General features: G+C 70.5%; 23 protein-coding genes and 4 pseudogenes. 8 read left to right on the top strand and 19 right to left on the bottom strand.

The genetic code is table 11. The features are described from left to right. Positions 1-50 precede the first annotated feature (50 nt). Genes AC5JOC_RS14860 through AC5JOC_RS14835 form a run of 6 tightly spaced genes read right to left on the bottom strand, consistent with a single transcriptional unit; the run spans position 51 to position 5,108 of the window. A complete protein-coding gene (locus AC5JOC_RS14860) occupies positions 51-923 on the bottom strand; it encodes a MurR/RpiR family transcriptional regulator (protein ID WP_121293987.1) in 873 nt (290 codons plus the stop codon). After that, the gene (phnE, locus tag AC5JOC_RS14855; protein WP_085512370.1) at positions 904-1,779 is read right to left on the bottom strand and encodes a phosphonate ABC transporter, permease protein PhnE; all 876 of its coding nucleotides are present in this window, start codon (positions 1,777-1,779) and stop codon (positions 904-906) included. The genes AC5JOC_RS14860 and phnE (AC5JOC_RS14855) overlap by 20 nt, the downstream gene beginning before the upstream one ends. Next, positions 1,776-2,609, bottom strand: a complete 834-nt coding sequence (gene phnE / locus AC5JOC_RS14850) for a phosphonate ABC transporter, permease protein PhnE (RefSeq protein WP_079706923.1) — start codon at positions 2,607-2,609, stop codon at positions 1,776-1,778. The genes phnE (AC5JOC_RS14855) and phnE (AC5JOC_RS14850) overlap by 4 nt, the downstream gene beginning before the upstream one ends. After that, positions 2,606-3,430: a phosphonate ABC transporter ATP-binding protein gene (gene phnC / locus AC5JOC_RS14845; RefSeq protein ID WP_124769805.1), complete on the bottom strand. Its 825-nt coding sequence runs from the start codon at positions 3,428-3,430 to the stop codon at positions 2,606-2,608. Before phnC ends, phnE (AC5JOC_RS14850) begins: the two co-directional genes overlap by 4 nt. A 39-nt stretch (positions 3,431-3,469) precedes the next feature. After that, complete coding sequence (gene phnD, locus AC5JOC_RS14840; RefSeq protein ID WP_079706925.1) at positions 3,470-4,480, bottom strand: phosphate/phosphite/phosphonate ABC transporter substrate-binding protein; 1,011 nt, start codon at positions 4,478-4,480, stop codon at positions 3,470-3,472. Positions 4,481-4,511: 31 nt separating this feature from the next. Continuing rightward, complete coding sequence (locus AC5JOC_RS14835; RefSeq protein WP_494246671.1) at positions 4,512-5,108, bottom strand: HAD family hydrolase; 597 nt, start codon at positions 5,106-5,108, stop codon at positions 4,512-4,514. 259 nt (positions 5,109-5,367) lie between these two features. Here AC5JOC_RS14835 and AC5JOC_RS14830 point away from each other — a divergent pair, with 259 nt between their 5' ends. Further along, entirely contained in the window at positions 5,368-5,988 is a 621-nt protein-coding gene (locus tag AC5JOC_RS14830) for an amino acid deaminase (protein ID WP_494246670.1), read from the top strand. 6 nt (positions 5,989-5,994) lie between these two features. Here the strand turns inward: AC5JOC_RS14830 and AC5JOC_RS14825 are convergent, their stop codons facing one another. Beyond that, positions 5,995-6,555: a hypothetical protein gene (locus AC5JOC_RS14825; RefSeq protein WP_494246669.1), complete on the bottom strand. Its 561-nt coding sequence runs from the start codon at positions 6,553-6,555 to the stop codon at positions 5,995-5,997. 72 nt (positions 6,556-6,627) lie between these two features. Continuing rightward, on the bottom strand, positions 6,628-9,759 hold the full coding sequence (locus AC5JOC_RS14820) for a DUF7507 domain-containing protein (RefSeq protein ID WP_494246668.1): 3,132 nt from the start codon (positions 9,757-9,759) through the stop codon (positions 6,628-6,630). Positions 9,760-9,935: 176 nt separating this feature from the next. Here AC5JOC_RS14820 and AC5JOC_RS14815 point away from each other — a divergent pair, with 176 nt between their 5' ends. Continuing rightward, a complete protein-coding gene (locus tag AC5JOC_RS14815) occupies positions 9,936-11,567 on the top strand; it encodes a helix-turn-helix transcriptional regulator (protein ID WP_137243510.1) in 1,632 nt (543 codons plus the stop codon). Between the two features lie 34 nt (positions 11,568-11,601). Here the strand turns inward: AC5JOC_RS14815 and AC5JOC_RS14810 are convergent, their stop codons facing one another. The 5 genes and pseudogenes from AC5JOC_RS14810 to AC5JOC_RS14790 form a co-directional block, all read right to left on the bottom strand. After that, a complete protein-coding gene (locus tag AC5JOC_RS14810; protein WP_411558718.1) occupies positions 11,602-12,168 on the bottom strand; it encodes a DUF2231 domain-containing protein in 567 nt (188 codons plus the stop codon). Positions 12,169-12,272: 104 nt separating this feature from the next. Continuing rightward, entirely contained in the window at positions 12,273-13,580 is a 1,308-nt protein-coding gene (locus AC5JOC_RS14805) for a glycoside hydrolase family 32 protein (RefSeq protein ID WP_494246667.1), read from the bottom strand. Between the two features lie 53 nt (positions 13,581-13,633). Further along, a complete protein-coding gene (locus tag AC5JOC_RS14800) occupies positions 13,634-14,467 on the bottom strand; it encodes a carbohydrate ABC transporter permease (protein WP_175117588.1) in 834 nt (277 codons plus the stop codon). Positions 14,468-14,475: 8 nt separating this feature from the next. Then, positions 14,476-15,426: a carbohydrate ABC transporter permease gene (locus tag AC5JOC_RS14795; protein ID WP_079706932.1), complete on the bottom strand. Its 951-nt coding sequence runs from the start codon at positions 15,424-15,426 to the stop codon at positions 14,476-14,478. Next, positions 15,426-16,809 (bottom strand): annotated as a pseudogene (locus AC5JOC_RS14790) (ABC transporter substrate-binding protein). The gene AC5JOC_RS14795 and the pseudogene AC5JOC_RS14790 overlap by 1 nt, the downstream one beginning before the upstream one ends. Before the next feature lie 150 nt (positions 16,810-16,959). Here AC5JOC_RS14790 and AC5JOC_RS14785 point away from each other — a divergent pair. Then, positions 16,960-17,067: pseudogene (locus tag AC5JOC_RS14785) on the top strand (LacI family DNA-binding transcriptional regulator); the annotation flags it as partial. Between the two features lie 47 nt (positions 17,068-17,114). On the opposite strand, the gene AC5JOC_RS14780 reads toward AC5JOC_RS14785, so the two are convergent. Further along, positions 17,115-17,342 (bottom strand): hypothetical protein, encoded by a 228-nt coding sequence (locus tag AC5JOC_RS14780; protein ID WP_494246665.1) that lies wholly within the window; start codon positions 17,340-17,342, stop codon positions 17,115-17,117. On the opposite strand from AC5JOC_RS14780, the pseudogene AC5JOC_RS14775 reads away from it, so the two are divergent. The 3 genes and pseudogenes from AC5JOC_RS14775 to AC5JOC_RS14765 all read left to right on the top strand — a co-directional run. After that, a pseudogene (locus tag AC5JOC_RS14775) lies at positions 17,260-17,586 on the top strand (LacI family DNA-binding transcriptional regulator); the annotation flags it as partial. The gene AC5JOC_RS14780 and the pseudogene AC5JOC_RS14775 sit on opposite strands and share 83 nt — an antisense overlap. After that, positions 17,555-18,001, top strand: coding sequence for a substrate-binding domain-containing protein (locus tag AC5JOC_RS14770; protein ID WP_494246893.1), 447 nt, complete (start codon positions 17,555-17,557; stop codon positions 17,999-18,001). The pseudogene AC5JOC_RS14775 and the gene AC5JOC_RS14770, both read left to right, overlap by 32 nt. A 37-nt stretch (positions 18,002-18,038) precedes the next feature. Next, the gene (locus AC5JOC_RS14765) at positions 18,039-18,956 is read left to right on the top strand and encodes a carbohydrate kinase family protein (protein ID WP_159879575.1); all 918 of its coding nucleotides are present in this window, start codon (positions 18,039-18,041) and stop codon (positions 18,954-18,956) included. A gap of 461 nt (positions 18,957-19,417) precedes the next feature. Here the strand turns inward: AC5JOC_RS14765 and AC5JOC_RS14760 are convergent. Further along, positions 19,418-19,609, bottom strand: a pseudogene (locus tag AC5JOC_RS14760) (MerR family transcriptional regulator); the annotation flags it as partial. 69 nt (positions 19,610-19,678) lie between these two features. On the opposite strand from AC5JOC_RS14760, the gene AC5JOC_RS14755 reads away from it, so the two are divergent. Further along, a complete protein-coding gene (locus tag AC5JOC_RS14755; protein ID WP_079706937.1) occupies positions 19,679-20,170 on the top strand; it encodes a DUF4188 domain-containing protein in 492 nt (163 codons plus the stop codon). Positions 20,171-20,173: 3 nt separating this feature from the next. On the opposite strand, the gene AC5JOC_RS14750 is transcribed toward AC5JOC_RS14755, so the two are convergent. Together AC5JOC_RS14750 and AC5JOC_RS14745 are read right to left on the bottom strand one after the other, a co-directional pair. Then, the gene (locus AC5JOC_RS14750) at positions 20,174-20,797 is read right to left on the bottom strand and encodes a hypothetical protein (RefSeq protein ID WP_202938209.1); all 624 of its coding nucleotides are present in this window, start codon (positions 20,795-20,797) and stop codon (positions 20,174-20,176) included. Positions 20,798-20,843: 46 nt separating this feature from the next. Then, positions 20,844-22,112, bottom strand: coding sequence for an ammonium transporter (locus AC5JOC_RS14745; RefSeq protein ID WP_079706939.1), 1,269 nt, complete (start codon positions 22,110-22,112; stop codon positions 20,844-20,846). 178 nt (positions 22,113-22,290) lie between these two features. Here AC5JOC_RS14745 and AC5JOC_RS14740 point away from each other — a divergent pair, with 178 nt between their 5' ends. Then, a complete protein-coding gene (locus AC5JOC_RS14740) occupies positions 22,291-22,602 on the top strand; it encodes a GNAT family N-acetyltransferase (RefSeq protein ID WP_079706940.1) in 312 nt (103 codons plus the stop codon). Positions 22,603-22,697: 95 nt separating this feature from the next. Here the strand turns inward: AC5JOC_RS14740 and AC5JOC_RS14735 are convergent, their stop codons facing one another. Both AC5JOC_RS14735 and AC5JOC_RS14730 read right to left on the bottom strand, forming a co-directional pair. After that, complete coding sequence (locus tag AC5JOC_RS14735) at positions 22,698-23,822, bottom strand: BNR-4 repeat-containing protein (RefSeq protein WP_494246892.1); 1,125 nt, start codon at positions 23,820-23,822, stop codon at positions 22,698-22,700. 660 nt (positions 23,823-24,482) lie between these two features. Beyond that, positions 24,483-25,385 carry an HNH endonuclease signature motif containing protein gene (locus AC5JOC_RS14730; protein ID WP_494246663.1) on the bottom strand — a complete coding sequence of 301 codons (903 nt, stop codon included), beginning with the start codon at positions 25,383-25,385 and terminating at the stop codon, positions 24,483-24,485. Positions 25,386-25,772 lie beyond the last annotated feature (387 nt).

Raw genomic sequence — 25,772 nt, 5'->3', positions numbered from 1 at the left:
ACATTCTCGCGGATCCCGGCACCGGCCCGAGCCGGTCGGCCTGAGCCGGGTCAGTCCGAAGCGTCGTCCGACAGCGAGCCGCTGATGACCGCGAGCGTCGCCGACTGGGCGCGCTGCGCACGATCGCCCCGTCGGCCCACGAGCAGACCGACCACGGATTCCGTCACGAGCATGATGGCCGCCCGGGAGGTGTGCACGAGTTCGTCCCGGAAGGTCGCGTCGATGGGAGCGACCACGAGCGCGACATCGGCGAGTTCGGCGACGGCCGAGCGCGGGAAGGAGGTGATCGCGAGGACGGTCGCGCCACTCGCCCGAGCTGCCGCGGCCACGTCGACGGACGCCCGGTTCGCGCCCGAACCCGACAGGACCAGACACGCCGCGCCCGGGCCGAGGTGGGTGGCCGCGATCTGCTGCCCGAGGGTGTCGGGCAGGTACTCGGCCGGCCGGCCGGCCGAGATGAGCCGCATCGCCAGATCGGAACCGAGCGGTGAGGAGAGGCCGTTCGCCGCGATGAGCAGTCTCGGCGCCTCGTCGAGCACGCGGACGAACCGTTCGAGCGTCTCCTCCGTCATCGCCGACGTCGTCTGGCCGAGGCGACCGGCGAAGTGGTCGATGGCCCCGCGGAGGGTGCCGAGCATCGTGTCGTCGCCATCGTCGCGGGCGGTCGGTGTCCCGAGCGCGACCTCGCGGGTGAGGGCGACCCGCAGCTGCGGGTAGCCCTCGTACCCGAGCGACTGCGCGGTGCGGATGACGGTGGCGCGGCCGACGCCGGCGAGGTCGGCGACCTCTTGGGCGGTGCGCTCGATGCTCGCCTCGATGTCCTCGGCCACCGTCTCGGCCACCCGGCGTTCGCTCGGCTGGAGCGACGGCGCGAGCATCGCGATCCTGGCCGTCGGCGGGGCGTCAGCGGACCCTGTCCACATTGCGGCTCCTCGTCGTGCGGGCGGGAAGGGCGGTACGGGTGGTGCGGGCGATGCCGGGGCCCCGGGTGATCCGGCGTCGGATGGCACCCGAGATCGCGTCCATCGTCATGGTCACGACGACCACCACGATCAGCAGCATCCCGACTGTATCCCACTGGCGATAGTTGGTGTAGTTCGCCAGCATGCTGCCGATCCCGCCCGCGCCGACGAGCCCGAGGACCGCCGAGGTGCGGATGTTGATCTCGAACCGGTAGAGCGCGAGCGACAGCAGTGCCGGGGCGGCGGCGGGCCAGAGCGCCCAGCGCGTCACCTCGGCGGTACCGCCACCGGCCGCGCGGACGGCCTCCGAGGCACCCTCCTGCACGGACTCGATCGTCTCGTAGACCCACTTCCCCTGGGTGCCGATGCCGGCGATCCCGAGGGCCAGCGCGCCCGTGAACGGGGTGAGCCCGGTGATCGTGAGCAGGATGAGGGCGATGATCACCTCCGGGACCGCGCGGATGACGGCGAACACCCCACGCAGCGGCAGCCGCAGCCAGACCGGACCGACCGACCCTGCGGCGAGCATGCCGAGCGGGATCGACACGAGGACGCAGAGGATCGCGCCGATCCAGGCCATCGAGATCGACCGCCACATCTCGGTGAGCGCCCGCGGCAGCTTCTCCCAGTTCGGGCTCTCGAACATGAGCCCGCCGAAGTGCACGAGCTGCGCCGGGACGGTGCCGAGGTCGCGCCAGTCGATCGGCAGGCCGGCGGTCGCGGCGATGACGACGATCCCGACGGCGACGGCCGCGAGGGTCGGGACGAGTCGCGAGGGACGGCGGGGGAGCAACGTGTTCGGATCGTTCGCGGTCATACGAGTCGCCTCCGCAGCAGGTTGGACGCGACCTCGATGAGCACGACGACGACGAGGATCTCGAGGACGATCACCGAGACGTCGTCGTAGGCGTAGAACGCCCGCCGTTCGTCGAGCAGCCGACCGATGCCGCCGGCGCCGACGATGCCGAGGATGGCGGAGATGCGGACGTTGAGCTCCAGGGTGTACAGCCACTGGTTCGCGAACAGCGGCCAGACCTGCGGGAGGACGGTGACGCGGTTGATCTGCGTCTGCGTCCCACCGGCGGCCTTGCCGGCCTCGATGTACGGGTGGTCGGCGGAGTCGATGGCCTCGGAGACGAGTTTGACGATGATGCCGAGGTCGAAGAGGAAGAGCGTCAGGAGGCCGGGCAGCGCACCGACGCCGACCATGGCGACGAGGATGGTCGCGTAGACGAGGTCGGGCACCGCTCGGATGACGTTGACGATCGCGCGCAGGATGCGACGCGACAGGCCGTTCGGGTTCGTCGGGGCCGCCGCCCACAGCGTCAGCGGAACGGACAGCAACGCCGCGGCCACCGCACCCACGAGCGCCATCTGCAGCGTCTCGAGCATCGGTTGCACCGTGCGCGGCAGGAAGGCGAAGTCGGGTTGGAAGAGCTGGAGGAGCAGACCGGAACCGTTGTCCCAGTGGGAGACGAGCGCGCCGAAGTCGAGCTGCACGCCGCCGATCGCCGGGAGGCAGGTGGCGATCGTGAAGGCGGCCACGGCCCCGATGATGAGCGCGGTCCGCAGTCGGGTGCTCGGCCTGGGCGGCAGCTGCCAGTCGGTCCCGGACGGCGGCTTCGCGTCGGTCCTGGTCGCCGTCATCGGTCCAGCCGATCGTCGGGCTGGATGGGGCGACCGTAGATCCGCTCGAAGTCCGCCTCGGTCGCGTCGGCTGCGGAGCCGTCGTAGACGAGTTCGCCGTCGCGGAGCCCGATCATGCGGGTCGTGTAGGTGCGGGCGAGGTCCATGAGGTGGATGTTCACGAGCACCGTGAGACCCGTCTCGGTGTTCACCCGGCGCAGGTCGTTCATCACCGTGTGCGCGGTCGGCGGGTCGAGACTCGCGACGGGCTCGTCGGCGAGCATGACGCTCGGCTGCTGCGTGAGGGCGCGGGCGATCGCGACCCGCTGCTTCTGCCCGCCGGAGAGTTGCGCCGCGCGGGTCCAGACCTTGTCGAGCATGCCGACCGACTGGAGCGAACGCAGGGCGAGCTCCCGGTCGGCGGCGGTGGTCAGGCCGAGGAGGTTCCGGTACGTCGGGGTGCTGGCGAACCGGCCGACGAGCACGTTGCGGTACACGCTCGTCCGGTCGGCCAGGTTGAAGCCCTGGAAGATCATGCCGACGTGCCCGCGCAGCCGACGGAGCTGCCGGCCGCGCAGACCGGTGACGGTGTGCGGCCCGACGGCGACGGTCCCGCTCGTCGCCGGCACGAGGCCGTTGATCGTGCGGATGAGCGTCGACTTGCCGGAGCCGGAGAGCCCCACGACGGAGACCATCTCCCCGGCGGCGATGTCGAGTGAGACGTTGCGGAGCGCCTTCGTGCCGTTCGGGTAGGTGACCGAGACGTCGTCGAGACGGATGGACCACGACGCGGAGGCCGCGAGCTGGGCTCGGGCCTCCGCGCGATGCTGATCAGTGTTCATGCACCGGATTCCTGGAGAGGGTCGATCGGTTGGAGCGGGTCAGTTCGAGAACTGGTCGAGGATCTCGCCGTAGCGGGTGATCTCGTCCGGTGCGGTCTTGTCGGTCCAGCCGGAGAGGCCGACGAGGTCGAACATGACCTTCTTCGCCGCGTCGGAGGAGTCCGCGTAGCCCGCCATGAGCTTGGTGAGCTGCTTGGTGAGGTCGGCCGGGAGCGACTTCGAGACCGCGACGCCGCCGTTGGGGATCATCTCGGTGTAGGCGAACGCGACGACCTTGTCGGCGACGTCGGGCGCCTCCTTGAGGACGGTCGTGCGCGCGTCCCAGTAGCCGAACGAGACCTCGGCGTCGCCGTTGTAGACGGAGAGGACCGCGTTGTTGTTGCCCTCCACCGGGACCTGGGTGATGTCGGCGTCCGTGTCGATGCCGGCGTCACGCATCGCGACCACGGGGTACTGGTACCCGGCGGGCGAGGTCGCGGCCTGCAGGGCGACCTTGGTGCCCTTCGAGATCTTGTCGAGGGCCTTCAGCGCGGCCGGTCCTGCACCGGTCGCAGCGTCTGCGCCGGGCTCGATGCCGTTGCAGTACGAGAGCGGGGTGTCGCTCGCCGCGTAGGTGACCATGACCGGCGCCTCGGCGCAGTACTTGTCGGGGTTGTTCGTGTAGGCGACCGACGCGTACGAGGTCGCGCCGAAGCGGACGTCGCGCAGGACGAGGTTCGCGTCGTAGCGCTCGGTCGCGTTGTAGAGCGAGCCGGCGTCGGTGATGATGACCTGTGCCTGGTCGCTGCCGAGGGCCTCGACGGTCGCGGCGTAGTCGGTCGCGACGACCCCGTTGACCTTGATGCCGAGGTTCTCCGACAGGTAGCTGGTGAGCGGGTCGAGGGCTTCGGCGAGGTCCTCGCCCTCCACGGACGGCACGAGCGAGATGGTGATGGAGTCGGGCCAGGACGCCGTGCCCGTGGCCGACGGGGACGAGGCGGCGGGGCTGCAGCCGGCGAGGGCGAGGGCGGCGACGGCCGCGACGCCGGTGAGGAGCAGGGTCTTGCGCATGTTCGGGATGCCTTTCGAGGGTGGAGGGTGATCAGGAGGCGGACGGAGCGGGAGTGGAGGTCTGGGAGGCGTCGGGGTGGCGCGATGCGGCTGCGGCCCAGGCGATGATCTGGTCGTACAGGTCGGCGAGTGAGCGCCCACGCATCGTGGCTGTGGCCGTCGAGCGCTCGAAGGTCGCGCCGACGAGGGCGGTGTCGGCGCCCAGCTCGGCGGCGGGAGCGAGGTCGTTCTCGACGATGTCGCCGACGGCGAGGACGGGGCCGGCGGCGAGCGCGTCACGGATGAGCGGGACGAGGCCTGCCGGCTTCCCGACGGTGAAGTGCACGGCGTCGAACACCTCGGCGACGCCCCAGGACTGGAGGAGCGCCGTGATGCCGTCGCCGGGGGCGTTCGTCGCCAGGACGAGTCGGGCGTGGGTGCCCAGCGTCTCGAGGAACGCGGGCAGGTTCTCGGGAGAGTCGACCGCCGCTTCGCTCGAGCCGAGCAGCGCGCGGGAGTCGTCGTAGGACGCGCCGATGACGTCGGCACCGACGCCGGCTTCGCGGGCGATCCGGGTCACGGCGTCGTACCCGTCGCGGGCGTCGGTCTCGCCGGTCGTGAACGCGGCGAGGGCGGCCTCGGCGCGCATCGCGAACTCCGGAGTCGCCGGTGCGCTCGGCGATGGCGCGGGCGAAGGCCGTGATCGGCCCGTCGCCGAGGGCGAGGGTGCCGTCGAAATCGAAGAGGATGGTGGGGGCCACAGGCGCTCCTTCTGAGCGTGTCGTTCACACGGCCGCTCCTGCGGACGCTGCGTCCATCATGGACGGCGAGTGTGGACGCAATCACCATGGCGGGTGAACGGCGGGTGAATTCACCGACGCACGAGCCGCCTATGCTGTGGTGCTGTGATGATGACGGAGCTCGCGCGACGAGCAGAGACCGAACCCTCGACCGTGCTCGAGGAGCACTCCTGGTTGGGTGCGGCGATCGACGAGGACACGGTGGCAGGCCGGTTCGCCTCGTGGGGTGCGTCGACCGTCATCGACGAGCACACGGGCGGGCCCGTGATCCCACGTGCGCTGTTCGAGGCGCTGCATGCGCGCGCCGGCCTCGCCGCGGCCTGGCCGGTCGGGAACGCCGGGCTCCTCCACGTCTACGGCTACCTGCTCTCGGCGGTCCCGACACCCTACGGGTTGAAACGCGACCGCTGGCTGGACGGAGCGCTCGCGCGCGCGTTCGGGCTCCCTGACGACGAGTTCGTCCCATGGGCCCGTGCGTCGTCCCTGCTGTCGCGGGTGACGGCGGCCGCGCAGGACCTGCTCGCACGACCGGTACGGATGGCCGACGGCCCGTCCGGTCGGATGGTTCTGGGGCTCGGCGAACCGACGGACACCGACGCCGTCGCGCTCGTGTACGGCATCGACGAGCGCCTGATCACGACCTTCCCGGTCGCCTCCGGTGCAGCGCTGCTGGAGGAGTGGGACGCTGACCCCGGCCGCCTCCGGTGGAATGCTGCGGCTGCAGGCTGACGCGGATCAGGCGTCGGAGGATCCTCGGCGGACGTCCCGGCGACGCCCTGATCGCACGCCGGATCGGCGGAGGCGCCCGGCGACGAGACCGGCCAGCTCCATCGCGAGGACGTAGCTCACGACGCGGACCGCGAGCAGCACGATGACGAGCACCGGCGAGATGAGGTCGGGCGAGATCACCGCGAAGGACAGCGCCCAGATCGCGACGCCGCCGGCCGCGGCCGCGAGCCAGGTCGTCATGCGCGCGGGGTGACGGCGGCGGGCGAGCACCAGGTCGATCGCGGCTGCCGGGACGACGAGCGCGACGATGATCGCCGGGCCGAGGGCCGTGACGGGCAGCGCGAGGAGCCCGGTGACGGCTGCGGTGAGCACCGTCGCACCGGGGACGCCCGTCCAACGCCTGGCGAGCATCGGCATGACCATCGTGACGGCGGCGATCGCGGCGTAGAGCACGGGGTTGAGCACCGCGGCGGTCGACGTCAGCGGGCTGACGAGGAACAGGATGACGGCACCGACGGCGCCGAAGGCCGCGCAGCGGAGCAGGGTCGTGGTGGTCGCGGTTCTCATGGCCTCAACAGGGTAGTGGTGGTGGAAGGACGACGGGCGGGCCGAGCCCGAAGGCTCGACCCGCCCGATCGGTCAGTTCCGGGTCAGCGTCCGGTGACGAGGCGGCGTCGGATGACGAGCCCGGTACCGAGCAACAGCAGGATCGCCGCCCCGACCACCAGTGGTGCGACGGTCGTTCCGGTCGAGGCGAGCACCGGACCCGGCGTGCTCACGGTCGCCGTGGACGGGTCGGAGGTGAACGACTCGCCGCCCGGCGTCGTGCCGGTCCCGAACGCGGTGTTGCGGATCGAGCCCGCGTTCAGGTCCGCCTGGGTGACCGTGTAGGTCGCGGTGCAGACGACCTGGAGCCCGGGGGCGAGGAGCGCCGTGCCCGTCGGGCAGGTGATCGCGGAGAGCGTGCCCGGTGCCGGTGAAGTCACCTTCCTCGACCGCGACGTCACGCAGGGTGACGTTGCCGGTGTTCGTCACCTGGAACGAGTAGGTGATGACCTGTCCCGCAGTCGTGGCCCGCTCGACGTCGGCCGTCTTGACCACCGAGAGGCCGGGGACGGGCGGCGACGGGATCGTGACCTCGGACGGCGGCGAGACCGGCGGGACACCGTTCACGCTGTTCGGCGGCGTCGCCGTCGCGGTCGCCGAGTTCGTGATCAGGCCCGCGTCGACGTCTGCCTGCACGACCGTGTAGGTGGCCTCGCAGGTGATCGTCGCGCCCGGTGCCAACGAAGCGGCTTCGGCCGGGCAGACGACGTCGGACAGCTCGCCGGCGCCGGAGAACTCCCCTTCCACCACCGTCGGGTTCGTCAGCGTGACGTTCCCGGTGTTGGTGAGGAGGAAGGAGTAGGTGACGACCTGGCCGACCGCGAGGCCGTCCTGGGCCACCGCATCGGCCGACTTCACGATCGTGATGGCGGGTGTCGCCGGGAACGCGACGGTGGTCTCCGACGGCGGCGAGACCGGGGGAGTGCCACCGTTCGGCGGGGTGCCGGTCGCGGTCGCGGTGTTCGTGACGGATCCCGCGTCGACGTCGGCCTGGGTCACCGTGTAGGTGGCCTCGCAGGTGACGGTCGCGGCGGGAGCGAGCGCACCTGCCGCGGGCGGGCAGACGACGTCGGAGAGCTCGCCGGTGCCGGTGAAGTCGCCCTCGACGACCTGGACGTCGGTGAGGGTGACGTTGCCGGTGTTGGTGACGAGGAACGAGTAGGTGACGTCCTCACCGGCGTTCGCGACCGTGGTCGGCGTCGCGGACTTCGCCACCGTGATGGCGGGCGCGGCGGGGAACTCGACCGTGGTCTCCGACGGCGGTGAGACCGGGGGAGTGCCGCCTGCCGGCGGGGTGCCGGTCGCGGTCGCCGAGTTGGTCACCGAGCCGGCGTCGACGTCGGCCTGCGTGACCGTGTAGCTCGCTTCGCAGGTGACGGTCGCCGCCGGGGCGAGCGAGCCGGCTGCGGCCGGGCACACCACGTCGGAGAGCTCGCCGGTGCCGGTGAACTCGCCCTCGATGATCGAGACGTCGGAGAGGGTGACGTTGCCGGTGTTGGTGACGAGGAACGAGTAGGTGACGTCCTCGCCGGCGTTCGCGACCGTCGTCGGCGTCGCCGACTTCGCGACGGTGAGCGCCGGGGCCTGGGCCACGCCCGGGATGGTGACCTCGGACGGCGGTGAGACCGGTGGCTGGCCCTGCGGCGGGGTCCCGGTCGCGGTGGCCGAATTGGAGACGGTCCCGGCATCGATGTCGGCCTGCGTCATCGTGTAGGTGGCCTCGCAGGTGACGGCCGCCGCGGGGGCGAGCGTCGCCGCTCCCGGCGGGCAGACGACGTCGGAGAGGTCACCGGTCCCGGTGAACGCGCCCTCGTCGACCTGGACGTCGGTGAGCGGCACGTTGCCGGTGTTGGTGACGAGGAAGGAGTAGGTGATCTCGTCGCCGACGGCGTACTCCGCAGCAGCTGGTGACGCGGACTTCACGACGGTGATCGCGGGAGCCTGCGGCACGAACTCGACCGTGGCGTCGGCCGGCGGGTTGAGGCCCACGCTCGTGATGTTGTCGGGACCGTTCGTGAACGTCCCGGCGACGGGCGAGGTGACCTCGACGGTGACGGCGCAGGAGGTCATGCCCTGGCTGAGGTTCCCGGTGACGTCGATCGACGAGCCGCCCTCGGGCGCGGTGACCACACCCGACGGGCAGGTGGTCGAGGCGTCGCCGTCGGCGATCGTCAGGCCGGCGGGCAGCGCGTCCGTGAAGGACCAGCCGTTCTTCGCCGCGAGCTCGTCGGTGTTGGTGATCGTGAGGGTCAGCGTGGACGTCTCACCGGCGACGACGCTCGCCGGGCTGAACGACTTGTCCAACTGCGGGGAGACGTCGAGCACCTGGATGTTGTCGAAGGCGTGGTCGTTGCCGGCCGTGCCGCCGCCGGTCAGGTTGCGGGCGACGATGCCGACGGTCGCCCCGGGGAGCAGGACGGCTCCCGGCGAGACGTAGGTGCCGACGCGGACGTTCTCCGCCCCGGCCGCACCGGTCGCCGGTGCGGTGACGGAGCGGGAACCGGCTGCGGTACAGCCGTTGATGGCCCCGACGGAGTGGGCGCCGCCCTGGTCGTCGGTGAGGAAGAACTCGAGGACGGGCTGCTGCGACGCGTTGCAGGACACCGCGGCGAGGTCCACCGAGGTCGTGAGGTACCGGCCGGCGCTCGTGAGCGCGATCGGGTCGACGGTCGCGAACTCGACCGCGTTCGGCGGGTTCATCGTGAGGTTCTGCTGCGAGGTCCAGGCACTCACGGAGTGGTTGGCCGTGTCGCCGGCGCCGAGGGCCCAGGCGAGCTGCCGCGTGCGCCCTTCACCGGACGCCGATGCCGCGAGGCACTGCGGCTCCGCGGACGAGGCGAAGCTCGTGATGTTGCCGTTGCACTGGGTGTGGTCGCGCCAGGAGGCGTCCGCGGTGTAGCGCGTGCCGTCGGCGCCGACGTAGTCCTCGATGTACGTCGGCGACGTCGCGCCGTTCTCGAAGTCCTCGGTGTAGACGACCGAGCCCGACTGCGGCGTCCCCGGCGTCCCGGGCAGCGCCTGCGCGCTCGAGCCGACCCCGACGAGCGAGAGCGCCGACAGGACGGTCACCCCGATGATCCCCATGGTCGCGCGACCGGCGGACGGTGCCCCCCACCGGTTCCGCCACCGTGCGCGGTGACTCCTTCGACCCGTGTGCTGCTGCATGTGTGTTGCCTTCCCCGTGAAGCGGCGGTGCGCCCGCCGAAAACCTGGCCCCAGCTGAGGGGCCGAGGATCAGTAGAGCGGCAACCCCGACGCGGTCCGGGCGGATCGGCCAAAGACCACCCCGCATCCTGCCCCGGGTGTTCCCCGACGAGGTGACGGTCACTTAGGGTTGACCCGTGCACATCGGTCGGAATAGGTACTTTCCCTCCCTCGGGGCGGGGTTCCTCCACCCCACGGACGTCGCCCCGGTCACCCGTCTCCTCACCACGGCCATCCAGGAGGAGGACTGGGACACGGTCGTCTCGGTGATCGAGTACGAGTGGGGGATCCTCATGGCGCTCGACCTCGCGACGCTCGACCGTGCGCTGCAGGCGCTCCCGGCGCGCGTGCTCTCGAACCACCCCATCGTCTTCGCCGTCCGGGAGATCCGGCTCAACATCCGTGGGGAGACCGACGCACTCGACCAGTCGGTGGGGCGGTTCCAGCTCCCGACCGATCCCGACGACCTCCGGGACCGAGCTCGCACCGAGCTCGCGCGCATCAGCCTGAGCGCATCGACGGCGTTCATGATCGCCTACCGCGTGCACGGTCGGCACCAGCGCGCGTTGCACTACGCGCGGATCACCGAGGAGCTCGCGCGACGGGCCCGCGTGCACCGCCCGACCGAGTTCGCGCCCCGCGTCCCCACCGCCCTGTTGCAGGTGGGGATCACGAAACTGCTCGTGGGTGACCTCCACGAGGCGAGCCTCGTGCTCCGCGAGGCGTACGAGCTCCGACACGAGTCGTGGGACGGCCGGAACGGCGGTGACGCCTCCGGCAAGCTCGCCCTGCTCTACGCGGTGCGCGGCGAGATCGTGGAGGCGGACCGCTGGCTCGAGCGCCACGACGACGGGGGCGGCGCGCACGGGTGGATGGTGCCGCTGGTCCAACTGTCGGGTGCCATCGCCCGGGCCTTGATCGCCATCGCCCGCGTCGACCGGGCGGCGGCGGAGGCGGCGCTCGCGACGCTCGAGCTCCAGGTCAACCGCGAGCGGTCCTGGGCGCCGTTCATCACCTACGCGCAAGCGCAGCACGCACTCCTCTGGGGCGATCGACGGGCGGCGCTGCAGCTCATCGAACGCACCCGCGTGTTCGCCGGTCGCAGCCTGCGTCATGCCGGGTCGGAGCGACTCCTCGACGCCGTGGAAGCGTCACTCCTCCTCGCCCTCGACCGTCCGACGGAGGCCAGCGTCCTCCTCGACGGCCGTGACCGGAACGCCCACACCGCGGCGGTCGCCTCGCGGCTCGCGCTCCTGACCGACCGCAAACCCCTCGCGCGGGAACTCGCCACCGCCGGGCTCGCAGAGGAGCACATCGACGCCGGTGCGCAGACGGAGCTGCTCATCACCTCGGCGCTCGCCGACGACTCGGACGAGGACGGTCGGCGGCATCTCCTGCAGGCGATCGCGACGACGGCGCGGACCGGGATGCTCACACCGTTCGTGGTCGCGCCGCGCAGGCCGCTTCGACACCTCCTCGGCACGATGTCGCCCAGCGAGACCCATGCGCGGATCGAGCGGACGCTCGCCTCGAGTCCCGAGCCGACGCCGGAGACCGTGCAGCTCGTGGAGCTCACCGCCACCGAGCGCCGGATCCTCCAGCTCTCCGCGGAGGGCCGGACCCGGCAGGACATCGCGCAGGCGCTGTACGTGTCCGCGAACACGGTGAAGTTCCACTTCCGGAACGTCTACCGGAAACTCGGCGTCGACTCCCGTGAGGACGCGCTGGCCACCGCACGGCGGCTGGGACTGCTCCCGACCGAGCGGTGAACGTGGAGTGGGGCGGACCCGATGCGGGTCGCGCTCAGCGCGCCGGAAGCGCCTGCTTCGGCGAGTAGCCGCTGCGCTGGGTCTCCTCGTCGGCGACCCGCACGCCGTAGCGGTAGGTGAGCTCGCCGCCGAGCACGCCCGACAGCCCGACGAGGCCGTACCCGAGCACGCTGCACAGGACGCCTGCGACGCCCGCTCGGTGGTGCGGTGATCGGGCCCGGATGATCAGGCTGCCGGTGAACAGGGTGACCGCGGCGACGTTCGCCACGAGGTGGGTGAGGGCGATCCGTCGGGCGGGGGTGCCACGGTCGATGGTGCGCAGGTCCATGAGTCCGAGCGTCCCTGCTCCGGATGCGCCGACGAGACCGATCCCGACGAGCCAGGTCGCTCCGCGCGCGAACGACTTCGGATCGTCGACGAAGCGTGAGGCGAGGTCGAACACGAGGCTCGCCGTCCATGCACCGATCGGGATCGTGACGGCGACCGCATGGAGTGGGTGACCATACGGACCCGCGAGGATCGACGTCGGCCGCTTTGCCCGGCGCAGGCTCAGCTCGGTGCGTTCGATGGCAGTGGGGTCCAGCGTCTCGACGGTCGTCATAGGGGGACGCTACGCGTTCGAAGAACCTGGGCGTACACCTTGACGCCGCCGGACGATGCGTGGTTGCATCGGCCGGCGGCGTCGCGCGGGAGTCGCTCAGGCCGTCAGACCTCCAGGGACCAGGCCTCGGCTCGCACGGTCGCGTCGTGCCGCACGGCGTATCGCTCGCCGTCGGCCGGATACGCCCGGAACGTCCGAGCGGGGTGCCCGGTGTGGTGGATCTCGACGATCGACGCGTCGATGAGGATCCGGACCTCGTCCCCGTCGGCCAGCTCGCCGTGCCAGATCAGCTGCGTGTCCGAACCCGACAGCTCGAGGGAGGCCGCGCCTGCGCCCGTGAGTCGCACCTCCGCCTGATCAGGGAGTTCCGCCGCGTCGACGACCTCGGCCCGGAGTCCCGTCAGCTCCCGCGCCGGGATCAGCTCGACCTCGTCGCCCCGGACCACGAGCTCGCGCGGGAACGTCAGCATGCCCGACCAGCCCTGCTCGTCGGTGTCCGCCTGCGTCCGGCCGCGCACGCCATCGGGGGCGATCTCCTGCGCCCAGCCCCAGAGCAGCACCCGCTCCGACTGTCCGTCCGAGCCGTCGGACTGCACGGCCTGCGGCGCGTAGAAGCTCGACCCCTCGTCGATGATGCCGGTCCGGCGGGCGCTGAACACGGGTCGCCCGGTGGCCTCGTCGAGCTCCATCGAGCCGAGGACCCAGGCCACCCCGCGGTGCGGCTGGCCGTCGAGCCACAGTGACACCAGCAGCACCCAGTCGTCGCCGACCCGCACGAGCTGCGGGCACTCCCACCCTTCGCACGGAGCGAGCTCGGAGACGACCGGCGCCTCGGCCGTCAGCAGGTACCCCTCCTCGGTCCAGGCGTCGAGGTCGTCGACGCCGTAGAGGAGTAGTGCGCCACCGACGTCGGAGCGGCCGGCGCCCTGGATCGCCCAGCGGCGCCCACCCAGCTCGAAGAGGAACGGGTCGCGCACCATCGTCACGCGCTCATCGGCGGGGAGCCCGGCAGCGACGATGCGTTCGCCGGTCCAGTCCTGCGCATCCGCCGAGCCGTGGACGACGACGACCTCCGAGAACCCGTGCCGGTCACGCGCGCCCGAGTAGACGACGGCCGGCCGGCCCTGGTCGACGACCCCGACGCCGCTCCAACAGCCGAAGCCGTCGGTGGTGCCCGGGCGGGGTGCCAGGGCCACCGGGTGCTCCTCCCAGGCGAGCAGGTCCGGCGAGCTCACGTGACCCCAGTGGATGTCCTCGTGCCGGGCCGACCCCGGGTTGTACTGGAAGAAGACGTGCCAGCGACCGTCGACGAACATGATGCCGTTCGGATCGTTCAACCACCCGGCCTCGGGTCGCGGGTGCAGCAGCGGGAAGCCGCGGTCGAGGACGTGCGTTGCGTGGAGGCCGGTCATGGCTTCCTTTCGGTTCGAGATCAGTCGGATCGAGGGGAGGGCGGTGGTGCTGGTCACTTGCTGACGCCGGCGGTGAGCCCTTCGCGCAGCGGCTTCTGGCCGAAGACGAAGACCAGCGCAGCCGGGATCATGGACAGGACGACACCGGCGAGGACGGTCGCGACCGACCCGGTGCCGAGGTTGCCCTGCAGGGTCACGAGCCCGAGCGGGAGGGTGAAGTTCTGCTCGCTGATCGTGAGGATCAATGGCCGGAAGAACTCGTTCCAGTGGTAGTTGAAGGCGAGGATGCCGACGATCGCGAGGCCCGGGGCGGCGAGCGGCAGGTAGATGCGGAAGAAGATCTTCCACGGTCCCGCCCCGTCGATCTGCGCCGCCTCGGCGAGCTCCGGCGGCAACCCCATGAAGTACTGCCGCATGAGGAACGTGCCGAACGCCGTCGGGATCATCGGGATGATGAGCGCGAGGAGCGTGTCCGAGAGTCCCATGCCGCGGATGAGCATGAACACGGGGACGATCGTCACCTGCATCGGCACCATCATCGTGGCGAGGATGAGGCCGAACAGGATGCGCTTGCCGCCGAAGTCGAAGCGCGCGAACACGTAGCCGGCCATCGCCGCGCTGAGCATCTGCCCGGCCGCGATGAGGAGCGTCACGAGCGCGCTGTTCCACGTGTAGAGCAGGATCGGGATCTTCTGGAAGACGTCGATGAACGCGCCCGGGCCGAACTCGGTCTGCCCGGTGTCGACGTTCGCGGGGGTGAGCGCCGTGATGAGCGTCCACACGACGGGCGCGAGCGTGAGGAACGCGGCGATGACGAGGACGAGGAACTTCCCGGCCGTGGCGAGTCGGCGGCGTGATGAGTCGGGGGTGACTGCTGCGATGGACATCTGGGACCTCATCCGTAGAAGACGAAACGCTTGCTCAGCCGGAACTGTGCGGCGGTGACGAGCATGATCAGGAGCGTCAGCACGATGCCGATCGCTGCGGCGAGACCGAAGTCGAGCTGCTGGAACGCGGACTCGTAGATCACCATCACCGCGGTACGGGTGTCGTCTCCCGGCCCACCTCGCGTGAGGACGTACGGCTGGTCGAAGATCTGCAGGGCGCTGATGATGGCCATGACGGACGCGACGAGCATGGTCGGGCTCACGAGGGGCAGGGTGACGTTCCGGAACTGGCTCCAGCCGTACGCGCCGTCGAGCGACGACGCCTCGTAGACCTCGCGTGGGATCGCGGCGAGTCCGCCGATGAACAGCAGGAAGGTGAAGCCGAAGTTCTGCCACACGTAGACGAGGAGGACGACGATCTTCGCCCCGAACCCGGTCGTCAGCCAGCCGATGTTCCCGACGCCGAAGAGCCCGAGGAACTCGTTGACGAGGCCGAACTCCTGGTTGAACAGGTACGACATCACGAGCGACACGGATGCGGCCGACAGCACCAACGGGAAGAACAGCGCGGAGCGGAAGAAGGTGCGCAGCCATTCCGGCATCCGCGACTGCACGAGGATCGCGAGCAGGAGCGCGACGGCGAGCTGGAGCGTCACCGCCACGACCACGAAGCCGACCGTGTTCAGGAAGGACACGCGCACCGTGGGGTTGGCGGCGAGGTCGACGAAGTTGCCGACGCCGACGAACTCGGGTGCCGAGATGATGTCCCACCGGAAGAAGGCGAGGACGAACGACCCGATGATCGGGACGAAGCTGAAGAGTCCGAGGCCGATCAGCGTGGGGGCGAGGAACACCCAGACGAGCAGGCGGCTCCCGCGCGGCGCGGGACGTCGGCGGCCGGTCTTCGCCTCGGGCGGGACGACCAGTGCCCGGGTCGCCGTCGGTGACTGCAGTGCCATCATCGTCCCTTCAGCGCGAGCTCGAGGTCCCGCTGCATCGTCTCGAGGCCGCGGCGGACGCCGTTCGGGCCGTTCGTGATCGCGCCGACCACGTTCTTGATGAGGGCCGACTCCACGGCCGCCTGCTGGGGCGGCGCGGGCATCGGGCCGGTCGTCGGGAACCGGTCGAGGGTGTCGTAGAAGACCTCCCAGTGCTTCGGTCCGATGTCACCGCCGTACAGCTCGGCGTTGAGCGAGCGCCGGGGCAGCGACGAGTCGGGCTGGCTGTGCGCGATCGACATGCCCTCGACGGAGATGCAGTACTTCATCCACTCCCACGCCTCGTCCTTGCGTTCGGAGGTCTGCATCATCGCGTAGCCGCCGGCTCCGAACTGGTGGCGCTGTCCGCGCATCTTCGGGAAGTAGGTGACGTCGTACTCGTCGTCGCCGAGGCCGGCGTCGTTGAGTCCCTTGACCCAGAACCCGCCGGCCGGCGTCATGCCGACCGAGCCGCGGGAGAAGAGCGAGACGAGCTCGTTGCCGCCGCCCTGGGCGGGGTTCGCGGCGATGCCCTTCGGAGACCATGCGCTGCAGGACCTCGAAGCTCTCGACGGTGCGGTCGCTCAGCGCGTCGGCGTTCTCCCACAGGTACCCACCACCACGAGGGGTCTCGTCCGGGTAGAACTTCGACCACATCCAGTCGCCGCCGGGTGCCTTCTCCTCGGTGAGGAAGCTCGTGTCGTTGATGTACAACCAGGGCACGACACCGCCCCAGAGCCGGTTGTTCCAGAAGTAGGGGAGGAACGATCCGGGGGCGCTGGCCTGCATGGTGCGGCCGACGGCGAAGAAGTCGTCGACCGACCAGTCGTCGCGCGGACGCTCGAGGCCGGCCCGCTCGAACGCGGAGGTGTTGTAGTACATGTTCGCCGCGTTGAAGTTGTCCGGCAGTTGGAACAGGTTGCCCTTGTACATGAACGACTCGATGAGCGAGGGGTTCACGTCGTCGAAGTACTCCTGCAGCTCGGCGGCGTCGCGCTGCACGTACTCGTCGATCGGGTGGGCGAGTCGCTCCGCGAACAGCTGGGTGCCCTCCGTGGCGACCGACACGATGTCCGGCGGGGTGCCGGCCGCGACCATCGTGAGGATCTTGGCGAAGAAGTTGCCCCAGTCCTGGCCCTGGATCGCGATGATCCGGACGGGGATGTCGGGGTGCAGCTTCTGGAAGCCGTCCACGAGCGACTGCCGGGCGGCGGCGTCCTGGGCGGTGCCGAAGAGGGCGACGGTGAGGGCGTCGTCACCTCGGCCGGGGATGTCTCCGCCGGTGAGGCGCGGCCAGGAGATGGCCGTGCCCGCCAGACCGAGACCGAGCAGGGCGAGTGCCGCCCTGCGACTCAGATCAACCACGTTGTTGCTCCTGCGAAATCGGGGCCGACCGTTCGCAGGGCGCGGACGATGAGCCGTGAATGGAGGTGCTGAACGGATTCAGCAAACGAAACATAACACAGCTCCGCGCGATATGCTGAACTGATTCAGCAAACCGCACGAGGGAGTGTCATGTCCACGCAACGCCGCCGCACGACCCTCGCGGACGTCGCGGAGCGCGCGGGCATGTCCAAGGCCGCGGTGAGCATGATCATGAACGACCGCCCCGGTTCCCGGCTGTCCGCGGACGCCGTCGAGCGGGTTCGCGCCGCCGCAGCGGAGCTCGACTACCGCCCGAACCCCGCGGCCCAGGTGCTGCGCCGCGGGAAGACCAGGACGATCGGGTTCATCTCCGACGAGGTCACGCTCACCCGGCACGCCTCAGGGCTCATCGGCGGCGCGCTCGAGGTGTCGAAGGCCCACGACCACACGATGCTCATCGCGGAGACCGAGGGGATCGAGGGCGGCCTCGCCCGCGCCTTCGAGACGATGATCGACCACCGCGTCGACGGCATCCTCATCGGCCTCCTCGGCGCCCGCCTCATCGACCTCCCCGCCACCTCGACCGGTGTCCCCGTCGTCGTGCTCAACGGAGCGTCCTCCTCGGGACACGCGAACGTCCTGCCCGACGAACGAGCTGCCGGGTACGCGGTCGCGAAGCGGCTCGTCGACGCGGGTCACCGACGGATCGGCGTGGTCGGCGACCTGCCGCAGGACGTCATCAACGATCCGCGACAGACGGCGACGGTGGCACTCCGCTTCGCGGGCATCGCCGCAGCGTTCGCGGAGGCCGGGATCGAACCTGCTCGGGTCGACATCGTCGAGTGGCAGCCGGAACCCGGTTACGAGGCGACGGCCGACGCTCCTCGAGCGCCACCCGGACGTCACGGCCATCCTCGCCGCGAACGACGGCGTCGCCTTCGGTGCCTACCAGGTGCTGCTCGAACAGGGGCGTCGGATCCCGCAGGACGTCTCCGTCGTCTCCTTCGACGACGAGATCCTCGCCGGCTACCTGCGCCCGGGCCTCACCACCGCGCGGCTGCCCTACCAGGAGATCGGCGCGCTCGGAGCCTCGATGCTCCTCGGTCAGCACGCCCTCGGGCACGAGCTGGTCACGATGCCGATCATCGAGCGCGACTCGCTCATCGCCGCGGTGTCGACCGACGCCGGTTGACGCCACCCGACCCTCGCACCCAGCAGAGAGAGATGCCATGCACGCAGCCCCCACGACCGACGTCCTCATCGCCGGCGAGACCCTCATCGACATCGTCCGGCGGCTCGACGGGACGCAGGCGGAGAGCCCCGGCGGCAGCCCGGCGAACGTCGGGATCACCCTCGGTCGGCTGGGCCGTGCCCCGGCCCTGGTGACCCATGTGGGCGACGACGAGCGCGGCGCGGCGATCCGCTCCTGGCTCGACGCGTCCGCGGTGACCCTCGTGTCGGCTCCGACCGGTCGGACGTCCACAGCTCAGGCGACCCTCGACGCCGAGGGGGCGGCCACCTACGAGTTCGACCTCTCGCTCGATCTGGAGGCCTCGGGTGCGCCGGACGCCGCCGTCGTCCACACCGGCTCGATCGCCTCGGTCCTCGAGCCGAGTGCCGACCGCCTGCGCGAGCTGGTCGAGACGCGTCGTCCCTCGGCGCTCATCACCTACGACCCGAACATCAGGCCATCGCTCATCGACGACGCGGCCCGCGTCCGCCAGGCGGCCCTCGACTGCATCGCGCGCGCCCACGTCGTGAAGGCGAGTGACGAGGACGTCGCGTTCCTGCTGCCCGGTGTGGCACCGGTCGACGCCGCTCGGGAATGGGTCGCGGCCGGGCCGGGACTCGTGGTCGTGACGATGGGTGGTGACGGGGCGGTCGCGGTCAGAGACGGTTCCGTGCTCGAGATCGAGACGCCGCGGGTGCAGGTGGCCGACACCGTCGGTGCCGGCGACACGTTCATGGGTGCGCTGATCGACGGACTGCTGACCGCCGGTATCGCTGGGCCCGGGGCCGAGGAGCGACTTCGTGAGGTGTCCGACGAGGTGCTGCAGCAGCTGCTCGACCGCGCCGCGCGGGCCGCGAGCATCACGGTGTCGCGGCCGGGAGCGAACCCGCCCACCTCGGCGGAACTCGACGCCTGAGGCGCGCGACGTCTGAGCGTCAGGACGGCTCGGACGCCGGGAGCTTCCGTCCCGGCGAAGCGCTCCGACGACACCACCTGCTGGGCCGCCCGACGGAGGGCGAGGATCAGCGGTTCGGTGAGCACGGTGCCGAGCACGATGTACTGCACCGCGAGCTCGGGTGAGTCCGCCGGGATGCCGTCGATCTCGGCTTCGGCGATGCTGCGCGCTGCGTCGACATAGCGGTCGAGGACTGCGGGTGGCACGGTGAAGCCGGCTCGTTCCAGGGTGTCCAGGGCTCCGGCCAGGCCGGCGAGGAGTCCGGGATCGCACTGCGCCTCGATCCCGCCGAGTCGTTCGTAGAGCTCCAGTGCGCGGGTCGTGTCGACCGGACCGCTCGGGCGCGGGGTGACGGCGGTGTGGGCGACGCCGAGGAGGTCGTACGGGCCCGCCGGCGGTGAGTCGAGCGCGGCGACGACGTTGCGGGTCTCCGCGATGCTCACGCCGGCGGTGAGCAGTGCGCGGATCACGCGGAGCCGGGACACGTGGGCGTCGCCGTAGCTCGCCTGGGTCGCCGAGGTGCGCTCGCCCTCCGGGAGGAGTTGCTCGCGCAGGTAGTACTTGATGGTCGCCACCGGCACCTCGGACACCGCCGCGAGTTCCGAGATCCTCATGCTGTCCTCCTCGTCTGGATAGTGCTACTATCCAACTTGGATAGCGTCACTATCGAACAGGAGCAGTCTATGTCACGCGTCGTCGTCGGCCGAATCACCCATCGTCACGAGGGGGAGCTCGTCGTGTTCCACATCGGGATGACCATCAACCAGTGGTGGCGGGTGGACAAATGGCTCCCGATCTTCGGTGACATGCCGCGCATGCTGCAGGAGCTCATGTCCGACCCGGAGTCCGGGCTCCTCGGTTCGCACATCCTGCTCGGTTCCAGCGGCCCGTACCTCGTGCAGTACTGGTCGTCGATCGACAAGCTCTACGCCTACGCGTCGGCACCGGCCTCCGCCCATCGGCCTGCCTGGTCGCGGTTCAACAAGCGCGCCCGGTCTGCTCCGAAGGCCGTCGGCGTCTGGCACGAGACGTTCCTCGTCGATCGCGCCGAGAGCATCTACGTGTCGACGCCGTCCATGGGGCTCCCCGCGGCGACCGAGGCGGTGCCCGTCGGGTCGCGGCAGCAGCACGCGCGACAGCGGTTCGCCGACGGCCGGACCGCCGGTCAGCGCTAGCGGTCAGCGGTAGCGCGGCGGAACGGCGAACGGCGCGGAGACGAGGGCGGCACCCTGCGGGACCTCGCCGTCGCCGCGCCGGATCGGACCGCGCAGGGCGAGGGTGATCCGCAGGCCGTCGGCGGGATCGTGCGCGGTCTCCGGCTGCTCGAAGTTCAGCGTCGGCGGGTCCTCCGAGGTGCTGTAGCTCAGCAGGATCATCGAGCTCGACCCCGAGGCCCGCAGCCGCGGCCTCGAGAGGCGCACGGAGGATTCGCGCACGGTCAGGACCTCGTCGCGGTGCAGGATGCGTCCGGGGCCGTTCAGCTCGTTCCCACCCGCGCGGACCGCGACCTGTGGGCCGGCGAAGCCGACGATCGCGTGGTTCATGTCGTCGGGAGCGGCGATGAGCCCGGCGGCGTCACGGAGCTCGACGACCTGCAGTCGCCAGCGGATGCGGCGGTCGACGTCGGTGCTCGTCCAGACGTCTCGCACGCTGCCCCGGCCGCGGTCGAGTGGTTGCCGCACGAGGTCGGCGAACCGGACGAGCCGGGGCGGGCCCGGGTCGGCCGGTGGTCGTGACGCGACGTCGACGAGGACGAGATGAGCGGGGGTGGCAGCCGGTTCGGGTCCAGCTGCTCCGCGCATCTCGTCCTCGTCGGGTCGGGTCGGGCAGGTCGTTCAGGCCGGTGGATCAGGCCTTGGTGTCGACCAGGACGTATCCCTCTTCACCGTGGACCACGGTGTCGATGCCGGCGATCTCGTCCTCGTTCTTCACGCGGAAGCCGATCGTCTTCTCGATCGCGAAGCCGATGATGAAGGCGAGCACGAAGGAGTAGATGAGGACGGCGAACGCGGCGATCGCCTGGACGAGCAGCTGCGAAGCGTCACCACCCATGAAGAGGCCGGTGCCGTTGGCGAAGAAGCCGAGGTACAGGGTGCCGATGAGGCCGCCGACGAGGTGGATGCCCACGACGTCGAGCGAGTCGTCGAAGCCGAGCTTGAACTTCAGCTCGATGGCGAGGGCGCACACGACACCGGCGACGAGGCCGAGGACGATGGCCCAGATCGGGTGCAGCGAACCGCACGCCGGGGTGATCGCGACGAGACCGGCGACGGCACCCGACGCGGCACCGACGGAGGTCGGCTTGCCGTCCTTGATCTTCTCGACGACGAGCCAGGCGAGCAGGGCTGCTGCCGGGGCCGCGATGGTGTTGACGAACACGAGTGCCGCGGTGCCGTCGGCCGCCAGTTCCGAACCGGCGTTGAAGCCGAACCAGCCGAACCAGAGCAGACCGGCGCCGAGGAGGACGAACGGCGGGTTGTGGGGGACGTGGACGCCCTTCTTGAATCCGACGCGGCGGCCGAGGACGAGCGCGAGGGCGAGGGCTGCAGCACCGGCGTTGATGTGGACCGCGGTGCCACCGGCGAAGTCGATGACGCCGACGCCGAAGACGTCCTGCAGGCCGTGCGTGATCCAACCGCCGTAGGCGAAGCTGCCGTCGTCGGCGAGGCCGAAGTTGAACACCCAGCTCGCGACGGGGAAGTAGACGACGGTCGCCCAGATGCCGGCGAAGATCATCCAGGAGCCGAACTTCGCGCGGTCGGCGATGGCGCCGGAGACGAGGGCGACGGTGATGATCGCGAAGGTGGCCTGGAAGGCGACGAAGGCGAGTGGCGGGTAGGCCGCTCCCTCAGGCGTCTCGAGGGCGGCGGTCAGGCCGATGTTCCCGGTGTCGATCGCCCAGGGGGCGACGGTGCCTTCGGAGCCGGGGAACGCGATCGCGTACCCGTAGAGCACCCAGAGGACGCCGATGAGGCCGAGTGCGCCGAAGCTCATCATCATCATGCTGATGACGCTCTTCGCCTTGACCAGGCCGCCGTAGAAGAACGCGAGCCCTGGTGTCATGAGCAGCACGAGTGCCGCTGATATCAGGATGAACGCTGTGTTTCCTTGATCCATTCGAGGTGCCTCTCCGCAGGGACGCGGCTGGAGCGCGTCGGGTGCGCCCAGCGTGACACCGGCGTGTTTCCGATGGCCTGTGCGCGTGTTTCCGGCACGTTGCGGAATCGGCCGCTGCGTAAACAGCACATGACGGATCGCTCGACGTACAGTGGGGGACGAACGGAAGGGAGCCCCGATGTCGACATCGAGCACACCCGAGGACGGCCCGCAGGTCGTCCGCAACGACGAGCGTCACGAGTACGAGATCCTCGTGGGGGAGCGCGTCGCCGGGATCGCCGGGTACCGGGAGGAACCGGGTCGCATCCTCTTCACCCACACCGAGATCGATCCGGACTTCGGTGGGCAGGGGCTCGGCAGCGTCCTCGCCGCCGCGGCGCTCGACGATGCGGTCGAGCGAGGACTGACGATCGTGCCGTACTGCCCCTTCATCCAGGCCTACCTCCGCAAGCACCCGGACTTCAGCGGCGAGGTGTCCTGGCCCGAGTGACGGTCGTCATCCGGTGTGAGCAGCCGTTCATCCAGGCCTACCTCCGCAAGCACCCGGACTTCAGCGGCGAGGTGTCCTGGCCCGAGTGACGGTCGTCACTCGGTGCGTGGCAGCCGGAGCAGGACGGCCTCGCAGCGGTAGTCCTGCGAGCTCGCCATGTCCCCGCGGAACCACAGGAGCGAGACGGTCGAGGGATCGCCGGGCGCGACGATCGGCCGCAGGTTGTCGATGTCCGAGCGTTCCGTGACCGGCGTCCAGGCCCAGGTCGCCCCGTCGTCGTCGGTGCGACCGTGGAAGATCTCGTGGTGGGCGAGCGGTTCGTCGTTCCGCGGATCGATCGGCGTCGAGACGTAGAGCGAGTCGAGGTCGTCCGGGTCGATCGCCACGAGTCCGGTGTAGTCCTGCTCGTGCGGGAGGAGGCCGGGGCCGGCGAGGGCGAGCGGATGTACCTGCCAGGAGCCGCCGGGCGTCAGGCGGGCGAACAGGAACCGGTGGTCCAGGACGGGCCGGAGTCGTTCGGCCGCCTCGTCCGGGTGCGCTGGTCCGTCGTCGGCGCGGGCGGAGACGACGGCGGCCACGGTGCCGTCGGGGGCTCGTCGCACGTCGACGGTCCAGCAGTGGGAGAGCAGGTCGCCGGCCCAGCTGCCGCCGTCGGGCATTCGTGATCCGGCGGCGACGAGGGTGGTGAGCTCGACCTGCGATGGTGCGTCGCCACGCAACGGATGCGGGTCGACGACGGCACCGTCGGTTCGGTGGAGCCCGTCGGTGTCGAGGAAGCCGTGGTAGACGCTGTTGTCGTAGTCGCGCGGGTGGTGGTCGGTGGTGATGAGGTCGATGCGCCCGGGGGAGGAGACGTAGCGCGTGTAGCCGTTGACGTAGCCGACCTTCGGCCGGGTGAACAGCTTGCCGGCGTAGTTCCAGGTGTCGCCGTCGTCGTCCGACACGAGCGCGCACTGGTCGTCGTTGACGGCGCGGGCGAAGCAGTACAGGCGGCCGTCGAGTTCGTGGAGGTTCGAGTAGGTCACGCCGAGTCCGCCCGTGTAGGCGCTCCAGTCGAACGTGTGCTCGGGCCCCCAGTGGCGTGGGTCGTGTGGTTCGCTGATGCGCCAGCGGGTGAGGTCGTCGGTCTTGTGACGGGTGTACATCGCGAGCCAGCGCCCGTCGCGCCGCCGCCAGAGGGCCGGGACGTCGTGGTCGTCGGACTCGAGGCGTTCGTGCAGGACGACGACGTCGGCGGTGCCGGTGCTGAGGTCGACGACGGTGACCTCGACGTTGCCGCCGCGCTGCTCGCCGTCGACGCCGCCCGTTGACGCGATCGAGCCGACGACGAGGAGGTTCGAGCGTCGGATCGACGAGTGCGCGCTCGTCCTGGAACCAGCACCAGGCGGCGTTGTCGTTGACGACGATCGGCGTGGTGGAGGTGTCGTTTCGGCGCAGCATCGCGACCTTCCGGGTGGGGTTCCGGACGAGGTTACCGGTGCGAGCGTCCGCTCGGCAAGCGCTTTCCAGGACGTGGTGCGGCTCGGAGCGCCCTCTGGCCGGCAGAGGTGCCGGGAGCACCCCGGGTGGACCTCTTCCGCTCACTGAGGTGTCACGACCCGGCTGCCCTTCGACAGGCTCAGGGACCGAAGCGTTCCCGGCGAACCTCCTCCGGTCACTGAGCTTGTCGAAGTGCCCACGAGGACGCCTCGTCGTTCCGGGCGCACCTTTCCCGGTCACTGAGCTTGTCGAAGTGCCCACGAGGAACCCTTCGACAGGCTCAGGGACCGAAACGGTTCGGGCACACCTTTCCCGGTCACTGAGCTTGTCGAAGTGCCCACGAGGAACCCTTCGACACGTCGACAGGCTCAGTGCGGCGCAGCCCAGGGACGGGCGGGTGGTCAGAACGGTGCGGGATCCGGTTCGGTCCGGTGGTGCTTGCCGTCGGGTGTCGTCCAGTCGAGGACCCCGCCGGGTCCGTGGTCGAGGTTCCATCCGGGGAGGTGCTTCATCCGGTGGTGATGTCGGCAGAGGCAGGCGAGGTTGCCGACATCCGTCGTCCCGCCGTCCTCCCAGGCGACCGAATGGTCGAGGTCGCAGGCTCGGGCTCGTCTGCCGCAGCCCGGTGCCCGACAGGTGCCGTCCCGGAGGCGGACCGCGCGTTGCAGGTCGGCCGGAACCCGGTACTGGTTCCGCCCGACGGAGAGGACCGCGCCGGTTTCCGGCTGGACGAGGATCCGGGTGAAGCTGGGTGCGTTCACCGCGATACGTGCTGCGGTCTCCGGGTCGATCGGGCCGTAGCCGTCGAGCGTGGCCGGGGCGTCGCTGACGCCGGCCATGCTCAGCGCCGGGACCGTGATCTGCACGGTGGGCTTGATGTGTTCCTGCACCTCGATCGGGTGCGGGAGCACCGGGCTCGACATGACGTCGTCCGGGGTCACGCCGGTGAGCGCGAGGGCCGCGAGGGCGTCGGCCTGCAGCTGGGCGCAGGTGCGGGTGTCGCCGGCAGCGCGCGACTCCGCCGCGGCTGCTTCGACGCGCTCGATGATGCCCTGCGCGATCGGTGCCGTGGTGAACAGGTGCACCCACGCCATGCCGTCGGCTGCGGGTTCGAACTCGACGCGGCGGTCGGCCTCGGAGCGGGCTGCGCGGGCGGTGATGGATTCCGGGTGGAGGCGCTCCCGCAGGACGCGGGCGCGGCTCTTGAGGCCTGCGGCGGTCATGCGCTCCGCCTCTGGCAGGACCTGGTCGAGGAACGCTGCCCGGCCTGCGGTCGGGACGTCGCAGAGTTGGTCGGTGATCACCTGCGCATGCCAGCGCCGAGATGCGGCCGGCCTCCAGCGACGCCAGCACGGCCGGTGCGTCGTTGACGAGACGTTCGGCGTCGTTCGTCGCACGCTGGACCGTCCGCTCCGGCGTCCGGGTCGCCATCGCGAGGGCCGCGCAGGTCGACCGGCGGGAGAGGGCCTGACGCTCGGCCGGCGGGAAGATGGCCGGGACCGTGGCGTCCGCGAAGGCGTCCGCGTAGGCGGCGGAGCGGGCCAGGAGGCGCGCCTTGCGTGCGTCCAGGACGGCCTGTTGCCGGTGGATCTCAGTCCACTCGTCCGAGAACTCCGCGAGCTGCGCGGCGTACTCGTCGCCTGCGCGGGTCGCGGTTGGGGTGGTCTCGGTCATGGAACAAGTCCATCATG

The sequence above is a fragment of the Plantibacter sp. genome (genome assembly GCF_059073635.1).
This window is presented reverse-complemented; position numbering and strand designations above follow the sequence as displayed.